The following is a 15,906-nucleotide window of genomic DNA, read 5'->3' as shown; positions in this document are numbered from 1 at the left end:
CTTAACTTTTCACGTTATACGTAATTTGCACTAACCCTGAGTCATAATTTTTCACATTTCGCAAATCAAGTTTTTTAGCGATACTTGAGTCATTGATAATTAATGGAATACCACTGCCTAAAATAATTGGATGAATTGATAGAATTATCTCATCAATCAAATTATGCTTTAAAAAATAATGGATTGTCTGCGCTCCGCCAACTAACCAAATCAAACCACCACTAGATTGACGCAAATTTGCCATAAAATTAGCCCAATCATTATTGATAAATATTGCGTTATTTTCTGCTTTACCTTGCAGAGTATGAGAAAGTACAAAAACTTCTTGTTCACTGTATGGATATTCTTCAAAACCCAGTACTTGCTGATAAGTCTTATGACCCATAACTAATGTATCAACTTCAGCAATAAACTCAGAGTAACCATAGTCTTGGTCTGTAAATAGCCAATCTATTTCTCCCGATTCTCTAGCAATATATCCATCAATACTAGACGCAATAAATAAACTAATTTTTCGCATAAAATTTGTGTAAATTTAGTAGTATGTCAGAAAATTATAAATTTCACTATCAGTTAATTAACCATCCAAATAAACCATATATTATTTTTCTACATGGTTTTATTGGTAGGCTAGATGAATTCGACGAAGTTATCAAACTCCTAGGTACAGAATTTTCTTATCTTACTATTGACCTTCCCGGACATGGTAAAACACAAGTATTTGGTGGAGATAAATACTATAGCATTGAACAAACTGCTCAAGCTTTAATTAATTTATTAAATGAATTGCATATACCCAAATGCTTTTTAGTTGGTTATTCAATGGGTGGAAGATTAACTCTATACATGACTTTACATTTTCCTGAGCGTTTTGAAAAAGTTATCTTAGAATCAGCCTCTCCAGGTTTAGCTACAGAACAAGAACAATTAGAAAGAATTAAAAAAGATGAGCAGATAGCCAGAAAACTTTCAAGATGTATTTCTAAAGATGAATTTCGAGAATTTTTATTAAACTGGTATAATCAGCCAATTTTTGGTTCTATCAAAAATCATCCAGCGTTTGACAGAATGTTAGCAAGTCGATTACAAAATCAACCACTTGAATTAGCTAAATCACTCAGAATTATGGGGACAGGTAGTCAACCTGCATTATGGCATAAACTCAAAGATAATACAGTGCCTTTGCTTTTACTAGTAGGTCATAATGATGAGAAATTTATCAATATCAATACAGAAATAGCGATAAAATGCACAGTTGCTAAATTAGAAATAATTAGTAACTCTGCTCATAACATTCACTTAGAAAATACTCTAGAATTTGTGCAGCATATTCAGGAATTTTTAGCAATATAACTTGATTTATATAGCCTTTTCTAGTATTTTGATGTAAAAAATATCCGCGTCTATCCGCGTCAATCTGCGGTTAATTACTCTTTATTTATCCGGTAATCTCTTTAAGACAAAATTTTTTGCAGATTGATGACAAATCCAGATAATACATTTTCACCAGAAAGAACTTGAGGCGATTTTAAAACTTCCACCTCTCGTCCTGGACGATATATTTCTACTTCTTGTTGTTTGCGATTAAATAACCAACCTAATCGGCAGCCATTTGCCATATATTCAGTCATTTTAGCTTGAATTTTTGCCAAAGAATCAGATGGTGACATAATCTCAATCACAAAATCTGGACACAAAGAAATAAACCTCTCTCTTTGTTCTTTAGTCAAAGCATCCCAACGAGATTTTTCTACCCAAGAAACATCAGGAGAACGGTCAGCACCATTCGGTAAAGTAAATCCAGTAGAAGAATCAAAAACTTCCCCAGCTTGCGTTTGTTCATTCCACAAAGCAACTTGCAGAATTAAATTAACATTACTTCTACCTGTTTCTCCTCCTGTTGGAGGCATAATAATTAATTCTCCCTGAACATTGCGTTCTAATTTTAAATCTGGATTTTCTGTACATAGGCGGTAAAATTCCTCTCTGGTGAGTTTAATTACAGAATCAAGATTTAATGTTAGTGCTGTCATTGGAAGATTACCATTTTTATTTATTTACTGATAAATTCAAGACCAATTACACATCTTCATATCAAAATTGAAGTGAGTTTGCTTAAGGCGTTGGTGCGACATTTACTGATGGTGGTTGATTAGCTGCGGCTAATTCTTCTTTTAACATTTTCTGATAAATCTTAGGTAAAGAATTACTGATAGAATTTGTTTCGATGCCATATCCTAAACTTGTCCAAGTCGGAGATAAACGGCGTAAAACATCATTTATTTTGCCTTGACGCAAAAGTTTAGAAATATCAATACCCCAAACTTGATTATCGTTTAACCAACGATAAACTACTACATCTTGAAATTCTGGTTCAAAACTATAAGAAGTCCAAAACACCATTCTTGCTGGGTTGGGATGATAGCGTGGTGCAATATTATACCAAGTAGTATTGATGATTTGATATCTGCCTGCTGCTGTAGAACAATTACCTGTGTTTGGCCCCGTAACGATGGTGACGCAGATTTCTGGGTGACGACTTAAGTCTGTAACTTGTTGTCCGCCATATAACAGAGAGTAAGGACGGTTCCCATTAGCTTCACTGGCGGAAATGGTTCGCATCAAGGCGCGAATATAGGGGTCGCCGCCTTTCATGACTAGGGGTGGTTGATTATCATTAAAGACAGGATCAGAAGGCGATCGCAAGTCTCCAAAGATATACCACTGTAACAAGCATATAAAAGCCAGTAGCGCCGCGATCGGCCCAATTAATTTTTCAACCCCTTTCAATTCAAACTTTTCCAGAACCCGACTCCTCACTTGACTTTCTTCAATACTAACTAATGCAACACTGGTTACATAATGAACTTGTTGTCACTGATTGGCGACTCTTATCTGATGGCTTTATGTTTGATTTTTAACGATAAATAAAATAATATTAATCAAAAATACGCATTTAAATCTAAAATAATGAATATATATGGCTAATACTAATCTATGCGTCGAGATTCAATATTTTACAAACTATTTCAACAATCTCCTACACTGTTATTTCAATTATTAGCAACACCACCCAGCAATGCAGAAGCATACCGATTTGATTCAGTAGCCGTCAAAGAACCGAAATTTGAAATTGATGGTGTGTTTCTCCCGCCAGAAAATCAAGGTGCAGGCGTTGTTTACTTCTGTGAAGTGCAATTTCAAACAGATGAACAGCTTTACGAAAGAGTATTTGCTGAGTCTGCACTCTATTTTTACCGCAACCGTGCCAGATTTAGTGATTGGCAAGCAGTCATAATTTATCCATCACGAAATACAGAACAAAGTGATCTTCATCCACATCGCTCATTCCTCAACGGTGGACAAGTGCATCGGGTGTATCTGGATGAATTAGGTAATATTCGCTCTTTACCAATATGGGTGGCGTTAATGGTGCTGACAACGCTAGAAGAAAATCAAGCGCCAGAAGAAGCGAGATATCTTTTAACTAGAACTCGCCAAGAAGTCACAGAGCCAGGGAGTCGCGCCATAATAGAGATGATTCTGACGATTATGGTGTACAAGTTTGAACAATTAACTAGAACAGAGGTTGAGTCAATGTTGGGAATTACGCTCAAAGAAACGAGAGTTTACCGAGAAATTAAAGAAGAAGTTCGAGAAGAACTGACAGAAGCAACAACATTTAATCTGATTACTCGACAGCTAACCAAGCGGTTTGGCGAACTGTCTGAGGAAATTCGCTCTAAAATTGCTGGTTTGCCTTTGCCTGTTCTGGAAGAGTTGAGCGAAGCATTGCTAGATTTTACCAGTTTGGCTGATTTACAGGCTTGGTTAGACCAGTGATAGTTTGAACTTGCTAAACTGTATTGTTTTATGCCTTAGTCTCGACTCAGTAAATAATTACGCCTAAAAAATCCTAGCCAAATTATGACAAAACCTAGCTTTGGTAGAGAAAAGAGGAAAATTACCATCACTACCACGCCAGAAGGTATTGAAAGAGCAGAAATATCTTTAAAAGCTTATAAATTTGATTCAAAAACAGACTTTGCGAAATCTCAACTTTTATCTCGTAGTGTGGTGACGAAATTTTTTGAATGTGAACCAATTCAGATTGATTCTTTTACAAGAATACGTGAAGGATTAAGTCTTGATTGGCGAGAAATTGCAGGAGTAACATCTGAGGAATTAGCTCTTATTTCCGATACTAATGATGATATCGAGCAAATAGATCGCCGAGAAATTGAGATAGAGGAAAAACAAGTTGTTATTGCATTTCACGGTGATGTAAATTCAGTTGAAAATTTAATAATTCTGCAATCAATTTTACGAGAATATGCAGGATATACTATAAAAATTAATGATTTTCAAGTTGGTAACATTAATTTATCTATACAAGTTTCTGAACAAGATATTGAATGGCTTGTATATCTTTTGAATTCAGGACAATTAACTCAAATAAACAAGTTTCCTACTGAAGATATCAAAATTTTGAGCAAGCGTTCCAATAAAGCAAAATGGTCTTTAGTAGAGAAAATTGCCAAACCCTTTGTTACTCATAGAAGTTTCTACTTGAGTGATGTCAAGCTGAAAGGTATTGACCTAAGTGATGCTGACCTGAGTAATACCGATTTAAGCGATGCTGACCTAAGTTATGCCGACCTGAGTAACGCCGACTTGAGCAATGCCAACCTCAGCGATGTCAGTCTATGCAATGCCAACCTCAGAGGTATCAACCTGTCAGGTGCCAAACTATGGAATGCTAAACTGTGGTTTAGCGACCTGAGTAATGCAGACCTGAGTAATGTAGACCTGAGTAATGCAGACCTGAGTTATACCGACCTGAGTAATGCCAACCTGAGTAATACTGACCTGAGCAATGCCAACCTGTTCGATGCTAACCTAAGCAGTGCTAACTTAAAAGGTGCCAACCTAAGCGGTGCTATTCTGAGCGATGCCAACCTGAGCAATACTAAATTTTAATTAAAAAAGTGCAAATGTCATTGGTGCGAAAGGTCTTATAGAAGATATTAAAAGTATCTAGAGGAGCGGAGGGGCAATTTTTAGCGATCGCCCTCCAATTCTAAATCCGAACTAAACAACCCAAAAATTCTAGTCGTACAATAAACTAATAAAGTGCGTAACCGATATTTACGTACATTTTTTACGTTTTTGAGGAACTTATGACCGCAACTTCTCCCCGATTAAAGCACGAGGTTAAAGACCTCGCCCTCGCTCCCTTGGGAAGACAGCGTATTGAATGGGCTGGACGGGAAATGCCAGTTTTACGGCAAATCCGCGATCGCTTTGCCCAAGAAAAACCTTTTGCTGGCCTGCGTCTTGTGGCTTGCGCCCACGTCACCACCGAAACAGCACATCTAGCCATTGCACTCAAAGCTGGCGGTGCAGATGCAGTTTTAATTGCAAGTAACCCCTTATCAACTCAAGATGACGTAGCTGCTAGTCTCGTTGTTGATCATGAAATTCCCGTTTTTGCAATCAAAGGCGAAGACAGCGAAACCTATAACCGCCACGTTCAAATTGCTTTAGACCACCGTCCTAACATTATTATTGATGATGGTAGTGATGTGGTAGCTACCTTAGTTCAGCAGCGTCAACATCAAATTGCTGATTTAATTGGGACTACCGAAGAAACTACAACGGGAATTGTGCGCTTACGGGCGATGTTCAAAGATGGTGTTCTCACCTTCCCGGCTGTGAATGTTAACGACGCAGACACCAAACATTTCTTTGATAATCGCTACGGTACAGGACAATCAACCCTCGACGGCATTATCCGGGCGACAAATATTCTCTTAGCTGGCAAAACTATTGTTGTTGCTGGTTATGGCTGGTGCGGTAAAGGTACAGCATTACGCGCTCGTGGTTTGGGTGCAAACGTCATTGTCACCGAAATTGACCCCATCAAAGCAATTGAAGCTGTCATGGATGGCTTCCGCGTTTTACCGATGGCTGAAGCTGCACCCCAAGGTGATTTGTTTATTACCGTGACTGGTAACAAGCACGTCATTCGCGGTGAACATTTCGATGTGATGAAAGACGGTGCGATCGTTTGTAACTCCGGTCACTTTGATATCGAACTTGACCTGAAATACTTGGCTAGTCAAGCTGAAGAAATCAAGCTAGTCCGCCCCTTTACCGAACAATATAAACTGAAGAGTGGTAAATCAGTGATTGTTTTGGGTGAAGGACGTTTGGTCAACCTCGCCGCCGCCGAAGGACATCCTAGCGCGGTAATGGATATGAGCTTTGCTAACCAAGCGTTGGCTTGTGAATACTTGGTGAAGAATCAAGGTAAATTGGAACCTGGTTTGCACTCGATTCCTGCCGAAGTAGACCAAGAAATTGCGCGGTTGAAGTTGCAAGCTATTGGTATTAGCATTGATTCCTTAACACCAGATCAAATTGAGTACATCAACTCTTGGACTAGTGGAACTTAAACTTAGTGTTAAAGTTTAAGCGATAGGATATGTTGACGGGATAGGTTAGCCTATCCCGTTTTGGTAATATCAAATTTCAATACTATTAGGTTGGTGCAGGCACACAATATATATTGCGCCGTAACCCAACACCAAATCATGATATTTTGAGGCAATATTTTAATAGGTAAAATAATTGCAGCGTCAATTTTACCCTTGGAATTAAGATATTTTTGTAGTTGAAAGTTTGTTGGGTTTCACTTCGTTCCACCCAACCTACGCAAGAGGCGATCGCACTAATATCACTAGGCTATAAAATGCTAAGTAAAACGATTGAAAAATATCTGAAATTATTCAAGGATTCTTCAACACCCACTGAATCATCAAGACTTTTAAAGGAGATGAAAAAGGAATTGGAGATATCACCTCCTTCAGTTAGCGAAGTAATTCAGGAGTTGGAAAAATATGCTTCAAATCCAGATTATCCTGTGGCTTCGTTGGTCATGATGGCAGCATGGAGTAACCTATCAAAAGATTACACACCTATACTTTGTCAAATCCTCAATGATGAGAGTAATAATGGTCTTCATGAATCAGTTATTGAACTTTTAGATGGATTGCGTGATGAAAGAGCAATTCCTGCATTATCCAAGGCATTGACATACCGATGGTCTTATGATGAATGGCTCAATGTGCCAAGAAAGTCTCTCCTAGCATTAGCAGAAATCGGAACTCCTGAAGCGAAGAAGATTATAGAGTCAGCGGCTCAATCCCCTGAAGAGCTAATTAGCGAAGATGCAAATTTGATATTAGAAAATTGGTAAATTGATTAATCAACCGAGTATTGGCAATGGTAAAACTGTAACCACTATACTCAACCCTTACCAAATTAACAGTGACAGATAATCAGAGTGCAGTTACAACTGACACTATACAAATACAACCTTAGAAAAATGAGTGAAAGTACATCTTTAACACAGCAGTGGTTAGCTGAAATTCAAGCACTCAAACGCCAACTGGCAGAACAAAGAGTTGATTTAGCAGCGGCTTGGGAAAGTGCCGAAAAATGGCGCAAACTCTACAATACAGAAGCAGAACAGCGCCGGACAGACGCGCATTTATTTCAACAAACGATCGCATCTCTCAAAGCCAATATTCACAAACTCCAAGGTATTGAAGCCGCAACACTCGCTGACGGTAAAGCAGTTGAAGCTATTCAAGCTGAAATTACTCAAATCCATACTGTGGAAGAATTGCAGACAAAATTGATTGCCGCAATTAAAGAACGCGATCGCCTATTACAAGCTTTGAAAACTGAACAAGAAAGCCACGCCCAAACTCGCAAAAGTCTTACCACCGCCTTGGGTGATGCGATTGATAGCTTGGCACGAGAACGCAGCGCCGCAGAACAAGATAGATGAAGAGCCAGGAAAAATCAAATTATTAGCCCTTGGTTGATGCGATCGCCCTTTTAACTCCAAGAGTTGAAAAAAATTACCAATAAGTATAAAGTATGATTTGGAAACTCATTGCTCATATTGAGCAATAAAGCCGTGTATCTAAGAATACGCGGCTCAATATTTACTAAAAATTCTCAATTAAGATGTTGTAATTGCCAATATCAAAGCAAACACAAATAGCTTACCTAAATGACGATATTTTCCATTAATCCAAGAGCATGACAAAAGCAACCACAGCATCACCAATAAACTGGCATAAACCCAAAATATCGCCATTCTTGGGGCTGATTCTGGGCATACTGATTCTGCTGGTTTGCTTGGTGTTTAGTGTTACTTTAGGTGCGGCAGAAATACCAATAAATAAGATTTTGGCATCCTTCATCATCTTTGATGGTTCTTATGAACATTTAGTCATTCAGACAGTGAGATTACCGCGATCGCTCATCGCGTTGCTGGTAGGATCAGCATTGGCAGTTGCGGGCGCATTAATGCAAGGTTTGACACGCAACCCCTTAGCAGATCCCGGAATTTTGGGTATTGAGTCAGGAGCCGCATTAGCTGTAGTCGCCACAACCTTTGTCTTTGGTAGCTCTTCCTTAAATGTTTTAACACTCGTAGCTTTTTTAGGTGCAGGAGTGACAGCAATGTTAGTCTACCTGATTGGTTCCTTGGGCAAAGGCGGAGCCACCCCACTGAATCTCACCATTGCAGGCGCAGCAATCACCGCCCTGATTTCTTCCGTGATGACGGCGATGCTCATAGTTAGCCAAAGAACCTTAGAAGAAATTCGATTTTGGTTAGCTGGTTCACTAGCTGGTCGCGATATCAATATATTATTGTCAGCATTACCTTTTGTCGTGATTGGCTTAGTAGTAGCTTTTGCCCTGGGTAGACAAATTACCACCATGAGTCTAGGTGAAGATGTGGCTAAAGGCTTGGGTCAACAGACGGGTTGGGTAAAAATTACGACTGCCATCAGCGTAGTCTTACTGGCGGGAAGTTCTGTATCTTTAGCTGGGCCAGTTGGCTTTATTGGCTTAATTGTTCCCCATATTGTGCGGTTTTTTATCAAAGCTGATTACTGTTGGATTTTGCCTTATTCCGCAGTCTTGGGTGCAACTTTACTGTTAATTGCAGATATCGCGGCGCGTGTCTTACTCAAACCCCAAGAAATACCAGTAGGAGTTATGACAGCCTTGGTTGGCGCACCCTTTTTTGTCTACTTGGCTAAATCGAAGGTAAGAAAATGAAATTGGATTGGCTTGTATTCCGTTCTGAAACGATATCTTTGCGGATTGACCGCCGTGTGCCACCAATGCTGTTATGTTTGGCAGTGGCGGTTGTGGTGGCGATGGTGATGAATTTAGGACAAGGTGAATATCCGATTTCTCCCTTAGATATCGTCAAAACTGTATTGGGTATAGATACAGGCAACCCAGATCATGCTTTTGTGATTGATAATCTGCGTCTACCCCGTACCTTAGTAGCTGTCATGGTGGGAATGGCACTGGGGGTTGCTGGGACTATCTTTCAAGGCATCACACGCAACCCATTAGCTGACCCCAGTATTATTGGGATTAATGCAGGCGCAGGTCTAGCGGCAGTTGCAATAATTGTACTCTTACCAACAGCACCCATTTACGCCTTGCCCTTATCAGCCTTTGGCGGTGCTTTATTAATGGCTGGGTTAATTTACTCTTTAGCTTGGAACAATGGTAGTTCCCCCGTTTTGTTTATTTTAATGGGCGTGGGGTTGTCGGCGATCGCCAGCGCATTCACCAGCTTAATGATTACCTTTGGCAATATTTATAGCGTCAGTGATGCCTTGGTGTGGTTAGCGGGTAGTGTTTACGGACGCACATGGGAACAAGTCTTTTCCTTCTTACCTTGGTTAATCGTTTTTGTCCCAATGGCGTTGATCCTAGCCAGACATTTGAACGCCTTAAATTTGGGGGATGATGTCGCCAAAGGTTTAGGAACTCGTGTGGAATGGCAACGGGGTTTACTGGTGTTAGTTGGTGTTGCCTTAGCTGGTGCAGCAGTCGCCACAGCAGGAATGATTGGTTTTGTAGGATTAATTGCACCCCATATCGGCAGACAGTTAGTAGGTACAAATCATCAAGGCTTGATTCCTATCTCGACATTGTTGGGAGGAATGTTAGTTGTAATAGCAGACTTTCTAGGAAGAACTATGTTTGCACCTATTGAAATTCCTTGTGGCATTGTGACGGCTGCCGTCGGTGCGCCTTATTTCCTCTATTTGTTAATTCGGAATCGGAAGAAATAGTTTTGGAGACTAGTACAACAAGGCAAAAATAAGAAGTCAAAAGTAAAAAATCAACTTATATCACAAATTTTTCATTAACTTGAAATGGTATCTTTATTTCGGCTACGTTGTACTAGATAAAATCTGATTTTTATTAATTTAAGATGGTAAAAAATATGAAAGGCTTATCAACGAAAAGTTTATCTTTGGCTTATGATGGTACGCCAATTATTCGTGACCTAAATTTGACAATTCCCAGCGGCAAAATTAGTGCTTTAGTTGGTGCAAATGGTTGTGGTAAATCCACCTTATTAAGAGGTTTAGCCAGACTTCTAAAACCTTATGGTGGTAAAGTTTATCTTGATGGTCAATCTATTTTTAATCTTTCTACTAAAGAAGTAGCCCAACAATTGGGAATCTTGCCGCAAAATCCCTTAGCGCCTGAAGGGCTAACTGTCAAAGATTTGGTAGGACAAGGACGTTATCCTTATCAAAACTGGCTACAACAATGGTCAGAAAAAGATGAAAAAATTGTCCAACAAGCACTCGAAATTACAAATTTATTAAATTTAGCCAATCGAGCCTTAGACACTTTATCGGGCGGACAAAGACAACGTGCTTGGATTGCAATGGCCTTGGCACAAGATACAGATATTTTACTACTAGATGAACCTACTACTTTTTTAGATTTAGCACATCAAATAGAAGTCTTAGATTTGTTATATGAATTGAACCAGCATCAAGGAAGAACTATTGTAATGGTGCTGCATGATTTAAATCAAGCTTGTCGTTATGCAGATTATTTAGTGGCTGTCAAGCAAGGAAGAATTTTTACGGCTGGAGAACCACAAAATGTTATGACAGAGGAGATGGTACAAGAAGTATTTGGCTTAGAATGTCGGATTGTGCCTGACCCAATTATCGGAACACCACTGTGTGTTCCTATTGGGCGTAAGGGTATGATCTTAAGTCCTGGTAGTTAGTTATAATTCCATACATCTGTGCAGAAAGACAAAATTCTTTCTCCCCCTGCTTCCTGCCCCCTGCGGTCTTTATGATAAGTCTTTTACAGGACATGATATGAGAGGCTTGATCTGCAACCAATTGCATACTGATTGTGAGTATAGCAAGAGTGCGATCGCTGATTTGTAGATGAGCTTTTCTTAACTACTGAAATTCGCTATTCACAATCATTACAAAGAAGTTTGACAGCCTGTCTTTTGACGAAGGGAATTTTATCAATTGACAATTATGAATGATATCGTCCGAAATGTACGTTGGTTTCAGAGAGAACACTCCATGAAAAAAGTTATTTCCGTTTTGCTGTTAGGCATTGCCATCTTCACTTTTGCCTTCAGCACCCCAGCTTTAGCAGCTGACACCGACAACGGAGCTAAAGTATTTAGTGCTAATTGTGCTTCTTGTCATGCAGGCGGTAAAAATTTAGTTAACGCTGCCAAGACCTTGAAAAAAGACGATTTAGAAAAGTATGGTATGTACTCAGCAGAAGCCATTATCACTCAAGTCACCAAGGGTAAAAATGCCATGCCTGCTTTTCAAGGTCGTCTAAAACCTAATCAAATTGAAGATGTTGCTGCTTACGTATTAGCACAAGCAGACAAAAGCTGGAAGTAGAGTATAGATTAGTATAGTCTTACAAACTGCGGGGCTAATTGTCCCGCAGATTATGTTGTTTTGCCGAAATTGTCGATGATAATTATGACTAATTTTTGGCGGTTTTTATTCAGTTTGCTAGTTGTGTTTTCTTTGACTTTTGCTAGTCAGTTTTTATTTCCCTCAACATCCCTCGCTCAAATTGTCCCTAGCGAGTCTGTGGATTTTGGTGTGTTGCAGATGCAGCAAGACAACTATGAAGCAGCTATAGTTCACTTTAATCAAGCAATTGCCCAGAACAGAAAAAAATGCTGTAGCCTATAGTAATCGTTGTTTGGCTTATCTTCATTTACAAGATTACCATCAAGCGATCGCTGATTGTACACAAGCAATAAATTTTTCCCCAAATAATGTGGAAGCTTATCTGAATCGGGGACTAGCCCATTACAGACAAGGTAATTATCTCAGTGCGATTGACGATGATAATTTAGCCATCGCACATAAACCCCAAGATTTTCGCGCCTACTATAATCGTGGTGTAGCGCATAACGCAATTGGTGATCACACCTCTGCAATCACCGATTTTAATTTGGCAATAACACAAATTCCACCAGTAGCCAATATATTCTTTGCAGATATTTACAACGATAGAGGTTTAGCGCATTTTCAGTTGCATAACTTAGATGCCGCAATGCAAGACTTTAACTTAGCGATTCGCTTCAACGCAGATGATTACCGAGCTTATTTTAACCTTGGTTGTGTCTGTGGTCGTAACGGAGACAACACCGCCGCCGTCAATCATTTTTCGGAAGTGATTAGATTAGATCCGAGTAATGGTCAAGCTTATTTGAATCGCGCCATAGCTCAGTATTATCTGGGGTATAATCAAAGAGCGATCGCAGATTTAAATAAAGCATCTGAGTACTTTGAACAGCAAAACCAAAAAATTGCCTACGAGAAAACCAAAGATTTACTCCATCGTTTGCAGCAAGAAGTTCAACTTGCAATCCAAATAGGTTAGTTCAGCCTCATAAACAGGTAATTTATCCGTTGTTGTAGAGACGTTGTATACAACGTCTCTACAGCATTTCAGTATGGTATATTTTTTATTGAATCCTAGACAAAAACATTGTAATTATGTCCATTTATTATATTTAAAAATATTGAATTTATCTCATTATTTTGCAAGCATTAAAATTAGACAAAACATAAATTCATTGGTCTGATATTTGCAAATCAAGGAGCAAAGCTAATGACAAATATTACAATTAATCAATTAAATATTCTTGGTTATGAATTGTTTAATGATTCTGAAAGCTTTCTTGACGGACTAAATAGCAAAGAAATACTATCTCTTGAAGGTGGTTTTTATTCAACACCGTCTGGATTAAGTGCAGGCTATAGTGGTTTTGGTAGCTATGGTGGTTTCGGCGGCTTCGGTACCTATGGTGGTTATGGTGGCTATGGCTTTGGATATAATTCCTTCTGTTAGGTGTTAATTCATGAGCAAGTTAATTAACTAGAAGAGTAATGATGATTACTTTTCTAGTTTTTTTTCTGAGTTTGAATAAATTTTTCAGACTAATAATATAGAATCCTAATATTTGCTTGATTCATGAATATTTGATGGGAAATATGACAAAATGTCTTTTGACAAGATTTTACAGTAACAGTAACAATACCTAGTAGTAATTATTGTTACTTGGTGTGAGACGAGAAGTGAAAAAAAAATTGTTGGCTACTAGTTGCTTTACCTAATTTACTGATAAATCTACCTGCTGAAGCCATTGATACTGAAATTCAACAGCAAGCTGACACAGAATTAGCTCCAGTAACTTTAACTATTTCTGACTTACAAGACATTGATTTACCGATTACTCGTGCTGAATTATTAACTCAAGAAACGAGTAATGAGAATGATATAGAATTTAAACAAGAAACTCCGCCAGAAGCAGAAACCCAACCTGCTGATAATGCAGATATTTCTACAGAAGTCATTGGAGAACAAGATACTTTCTCTGGCTCTACACCTGTTTATGTAATTGAAAAAGAAGAAATTCAAAAACAAGGTGCTACTAGCGTTGCAGATGTTTTAAAAAGATTACCTGGGTTTGCGATTAATGATGTAGGTCATGGCGCAGATATTCATACAGGCACATATTATCGAGGTGCTTCGATTAATCAGTCTGTATTTTTAATAAATGGCAGACCGATTAATAATAATATCAACACTTATCACGGCACAACCGATTTAAATAGTATTCCTGTCGAATCCATCGAACGAGTCGAATTATCTAGTGGTGTCGCGTCTACTTTGTATGGTTCCTCAGCTTTTGGTGGAGTGGTGAATATTATCACCAAAGAAGGTTATGGTAAACCTAAACTAACTGGTAGTATAGAATATGGCTCTTTAAGCTTAAATAATCAACAAACTAGTTTTAGTGGTTCTGTTGGGGCGGCGAGATATAATTTCAGCTTTGAAAGATTTTTTACAGATAACCGTTATCGTGTGCCTGTAGGTGCAGCTAATAGAGATGCTCAAGGTTTCTTATTCAATGCAGATACAGCGACAAGTACTTATTTTGGTAACATCGGCATAGATTTAAATGCACGCAATACCTTAAATTTAGATGTAACTGCTTTGAGTAGCCGCCGAGGTTTAGTTTATTTTGGTTTCCCGCTACAAAGAGACCGTTTAGACCATGATGGCTTGAATATTGGTTTATCTTGGAAAGCTCGGTTAGGAAATGGCGATCGCTCTAATTTAAGCACTACCATTGGTTACAATCAAAACTATTTCAGCACCTACGGGCCAACAGGTAACTTTTATCGGACAGGGGCTTTAGATACACAACAGTTTTCTGCCAGAGTAGACCATGAGTGGCAATTAGGCCAAAGCAATAAATTACGCTGGGGATTAGATTTAAAAAATACTAACTTAAACGGTGATGTTTTAAGTACCAGCCCTCTGCGTATTGCTAATAATGAAACCGAAAACCGAGATTTATTAAACACAGCTTTATTTGCTGTCAATAGTTGGAATATCAGCAAAAATTTTCAACTCGATTTAGGACTCAGACAAAACTTTGATACAGAATTTGGTAACTATCTTAATCCGAGCGTCGGCTTGCGTTATGCCCTCACCCCCACACTTGCAATGCGGGGAAGTTGGGCTGGCGGACAACGCAACCCCGGACTAGACCAGTTATATGTTTATGACACAGTGCATGGTTGGGAACCAAACCCTGATTTAGAACCCGAAACAGGTTCGAGTTGGACTGCGGGAGTAGATGTCAAATTCACAGACAATTTAACTGGACAGTTTACTTATTTCGGCAGCAGTATCGATAATCGTCTAGGTGTTGTAGCTGGACGCTGGGCAAATATTGGACTAGTAGATACCAACGGTTTAGAAGCAGCCTTACAACTCAGACTCAATTCTGGCTGGTCAACTTTTCTCAACTACACCTACACAGATGCTCAAATTAAAACAGGTACAGAAAGAGGCTTGCAGTTGGGTTTGATTCCCTATTCTTTACTACAAGCTGGTGTTGGGTATCAAAATTCTGGTTGGCAAGCTAATTTATATATGACCTACAACAGTGGTGCAAGACGAGCCTTGTTTAATAGAACCGGCGACCAAATTACAGATTTTGCCCCATCCTATTTCAACTTAGATTTTAGTGGTCGCATCCCTGTAGCTGGCAATTTAGGATTAACAGTTTACTTAGAAAACTTACTGGGTGAGCAATACGAGCGAGTAAATCGCATTTATAGCCCTGGATTTACCTTTCGTTTGGGGTTAAGCTCAAGTTTATAGACTAGGACTTACGTACAAAGATTGTCTGTAAAGATTGGGTTTAGGGGTGTGAGGGTGTAGGGTAAGAATTGTCTTCTACCTCTTGCCTGCCCCCTTTATGACCAGTCTTTTACCGGATACGATATTTAGATGCTGCGCGGAGTTAGCGAAAAATGTTCTCCAGTTGTCATAATGGGGAATGAGCATTGTTTGAGCATGAAGATTTAGTGTAGGCCTATACTAAAATTTAATGTTCAAAAACAAAAATCCGGGTTTGGGCATCTATTGAGTATGAATGAGGGTTTGACAGCTAAAAATACTGAAATTGCG

17 protein-coding genes are annotated in these 15,906 nt (G+C 38.9%); 14 read left to right on the top strand and 3 right to left on the bottom strand.

Annotated elements, in window-relative coordinates; genetic code table 11:
- Window position 1: 1 nt before the first annotated feature.
- Window positions 2–520 carry a dihydrofolate reductase family protein gene (locus ACX27_RS09680; protein WP_062291430.1) on the bottom strand — a complete coding sequence of 173 codons (519 nt, stop codon included), beginning with the start codon at window positions 518–520 and terminating at the stop codon, window positions 2–4.
- Between the two features lie 23 nt (window positions 521–543).
- On the opposite strand from ACX27_RS09680, the gene menH reads away from it, so the two are divergent.
- The gene (gene menH / locus ACX27_RS09675; protein WP_062291427.1) at window positions 544–1,353 is read left to right on the top strand and encodes a 2-succinyl-6-hydroxy-2,4-cyclohexadiene-1-carboxylate synthase; all 810 of its coding nucleotides are present in this window, start codon (window positions 544–546) and stop codon (window positions 1,351–1,353) included.
- Between the two features lie 101 nt (window positions 1,354–1,454).
- Here the strand turns inward: menH and ACX27_RS09670 are convergent, their stop codons facing one another.
- Both ACX27_RS09670 and ACX27_RS09665 read right to left on the bottom strand, forming a co-directional pair.
- Window positions 1,455–2,033 (bottom strand): Uma2 family endonuclease, encoded by a 579-nt coding sequence (locus ACX27_RS09670; protein ID WP_062291424.1) that lies wholly within the window; start codon window positions 2,031–2,033, stop codon window positions 1,455–1,457.
- Between the two features lie 82 nt (window positions 2,034–2,115).
- Window positions 2,116–2,790 carry a glycoside hydrolase family 24 protein gene (locus ACX27_RS09665; protein ID WP_235526574.1) on the bottom strand — a complete coding sequence of 225 codons (675 nt, stop codon included), beginning with the start codon at window positions 2,788–2,790 and terminating at the stop codon, window positions 2,116–2,118.
- A 207-nt stretch (window positions 2,791–2,997) separates the two neighbouring features.
- On the opposite strand from ACX27_RS09665, the gene ACX27_RS09660 reads away from it, so the two are divergent.
- The 13 genes from ACX27_RS09660 to ACX27_RS09605 all read left to right on the top strand — a co-directional run bounded on the left by ACX27_RS09660 (window position 2,998) and on the right by ACX27_RS09605 (window position 15,597).
- Window positions 2,998–3,843, top strand: a complete 846-nt coding sequence (locus ACX27_RS09660; RefSeq protein WP_062291421.1) for an Rpn family recombination-promoting nuclease/putative transposase — start codon at window positions 2,998–3,000, stop codon at window positions 3,841–3,843.
- Between the two features lie 84 nt (window positions 3,844–3,927).
- Window positions 3,928–4,980: a pentapeptide repeat-containing protein gene (locus ACX27_RS09655; protein ID WP_062291418.1), complete on the top strand. Its 1,053-nt coding sequence runs from the start codon at window positions 3,928–3,930 to the stop codon at window positions 4,978–4,980.
- A gap of 200 nt (window positions 4,981–5,180) precedes the next feature.
- On the top strand, window positions 5,181–6,458 hold the full coding sequence (gene ahcY / locus ACX27_RS09650) for an adenosylhomocysteinase (protein ID WP_062291416.1): 1,278 nt from the start codon (window positions 5,181–5,183) through the stop codon (window positions 6,456–6,458).
- A gap of 296 nt (window positions 6,459–6,754) precedes the next feature.
- Window positions 6,755–7,261, top strand: coding sequence for a HEAT repeat domain-containing protein (locus ACX27_RS09645; RefSeq protein ID WP_062291413.1), 507 nt, complete (start codon window positions 6,755–6,757; stop codon window positions 7,259–7,261).
- A 129-nt stretch (window positions 7,262–7,390) separates the two neighbouring features.
- Window positions 7,391–7,858, top strand: a complete 468-nt coding sequence (locus tag ACX27_RS09640) for a hypothetical protein (RefSeq protein WP_062291410.1) — start codon at window positions 7,391–7,393, stop codon at window positions 7,856–7,858.
- Between the two features lie 257 nt (window positions 7,859–8,115).
- A complete protein-coding gene (locus tag ACX27_RS09635; RefSeq protein WP_062291407.1) occupies window positions 8,116–9,147 on the top strand; it encodes a FecCD family ABC transporter permease in 1,032 nt (343 codons plus the stop codon).
- Entirely contained in the window at window positions 9,144–10,184 is a 1,041-nt protein-coding gene (locus ACX27_RS09630) for a FecCD family ABC transporter permease (RefSeq protein WP_062291405.1), read from the top strand. Before ACX27_RS09635 ends, ACX27_RS09630 begins: the two co-directional genes overlap by 4 nt.
- A gap of 155 nt (window positions 10,185–10,339) precedes the next feature.
- Window positions 10,340–11,146 (top strand): ABC transporter ATP-binding protein, encoded by an 807-nt coding sequence (locus ACX27_RS09625; protein ID WP_062291402.1) that lies wholly within the window; start codon window positions 10,340–10,342, stop codon window positions 11,144–11,146.
- A 316-nt stretch (window positions 11,147–11,462) separates the two neighbouring features.
- Window positions 11,463–11,798, top strand: a complete 336-nt coding sequence (gene petJ / locus ACX27_RS09620) for a cytochrome c6 PetJ (RefSeq protein ID WP_062291400.1) — start codon at window positions 11,463–11,465, stop codon at window positions 11,796–11,798.
- An 84-nt stretch (window positions 11,799–11,882) separates the two neighbouring features.
- Window positions 11,883–12,101 (top strand): tetratricopeptide repeat protein, encoded by a 219-nt coding sequence (locus ACX27_RS35245; RefSeq protein ID WP_335337783.1) that lies wholly within the window; start codon window positions 11,883–11,885, stop codon window positions 12,099–12,101.
- Window positions 12,067–12,798 (top strand): tetratricopeptide repeat protein, encoded by a 732-nt coding sequence (locus tag ACX27_RS09615; protein WP_335337782.1) that lies wholly within the window; start codon window positions 12,067–12,069, stop codon window positions 12,796–12,798. The genes ACX27_RS35245 and ACX27_RS09615 overlap by 35 nt, the downstream gene beginning before the upstream one ends.
- A gap of 231 nt (window positions 12,799–13,029) precedes the next feature.
- Entirely contained in the window at window positions 13,030–13,269 is a 240-nt protein-coding gene (locus tag ACX27_RS09610) for a hypothetical protein (RefSeq protein WP_062291396.1), read from the top strand.
- A gap of 270 nt (window positions 13,270–13,539) precedes the next feature.
- Window positions 13,540–15,597: a TonB-dependent receptor plug domain-containing protein gene (locus tag ACX27_RS09605; protein WP_062291395.1), complete on the top strand. Its 2,058-nt coding sequence runs from the start codon at window positions 13,540–13,542 to the stop codon at window positions 15,595–15,597.
- Window positions 15,598–15,906: the final 309 nt, after the last annotated feature.

The organism is Nostoc piscinale CENA21, assembly GCF_001298445.1.
GTDB classification, from domain to species: domain Bacteria; phylum Cyanobacteriota; class Cyanobacteriia; order Cyanobacteriales; family Nostocaceae; genus Nostoc_B; species Nostoc_B piscinale_A.
This window is presented reverse-complemented; position numbering and strand designations above follow the sequence as displayed.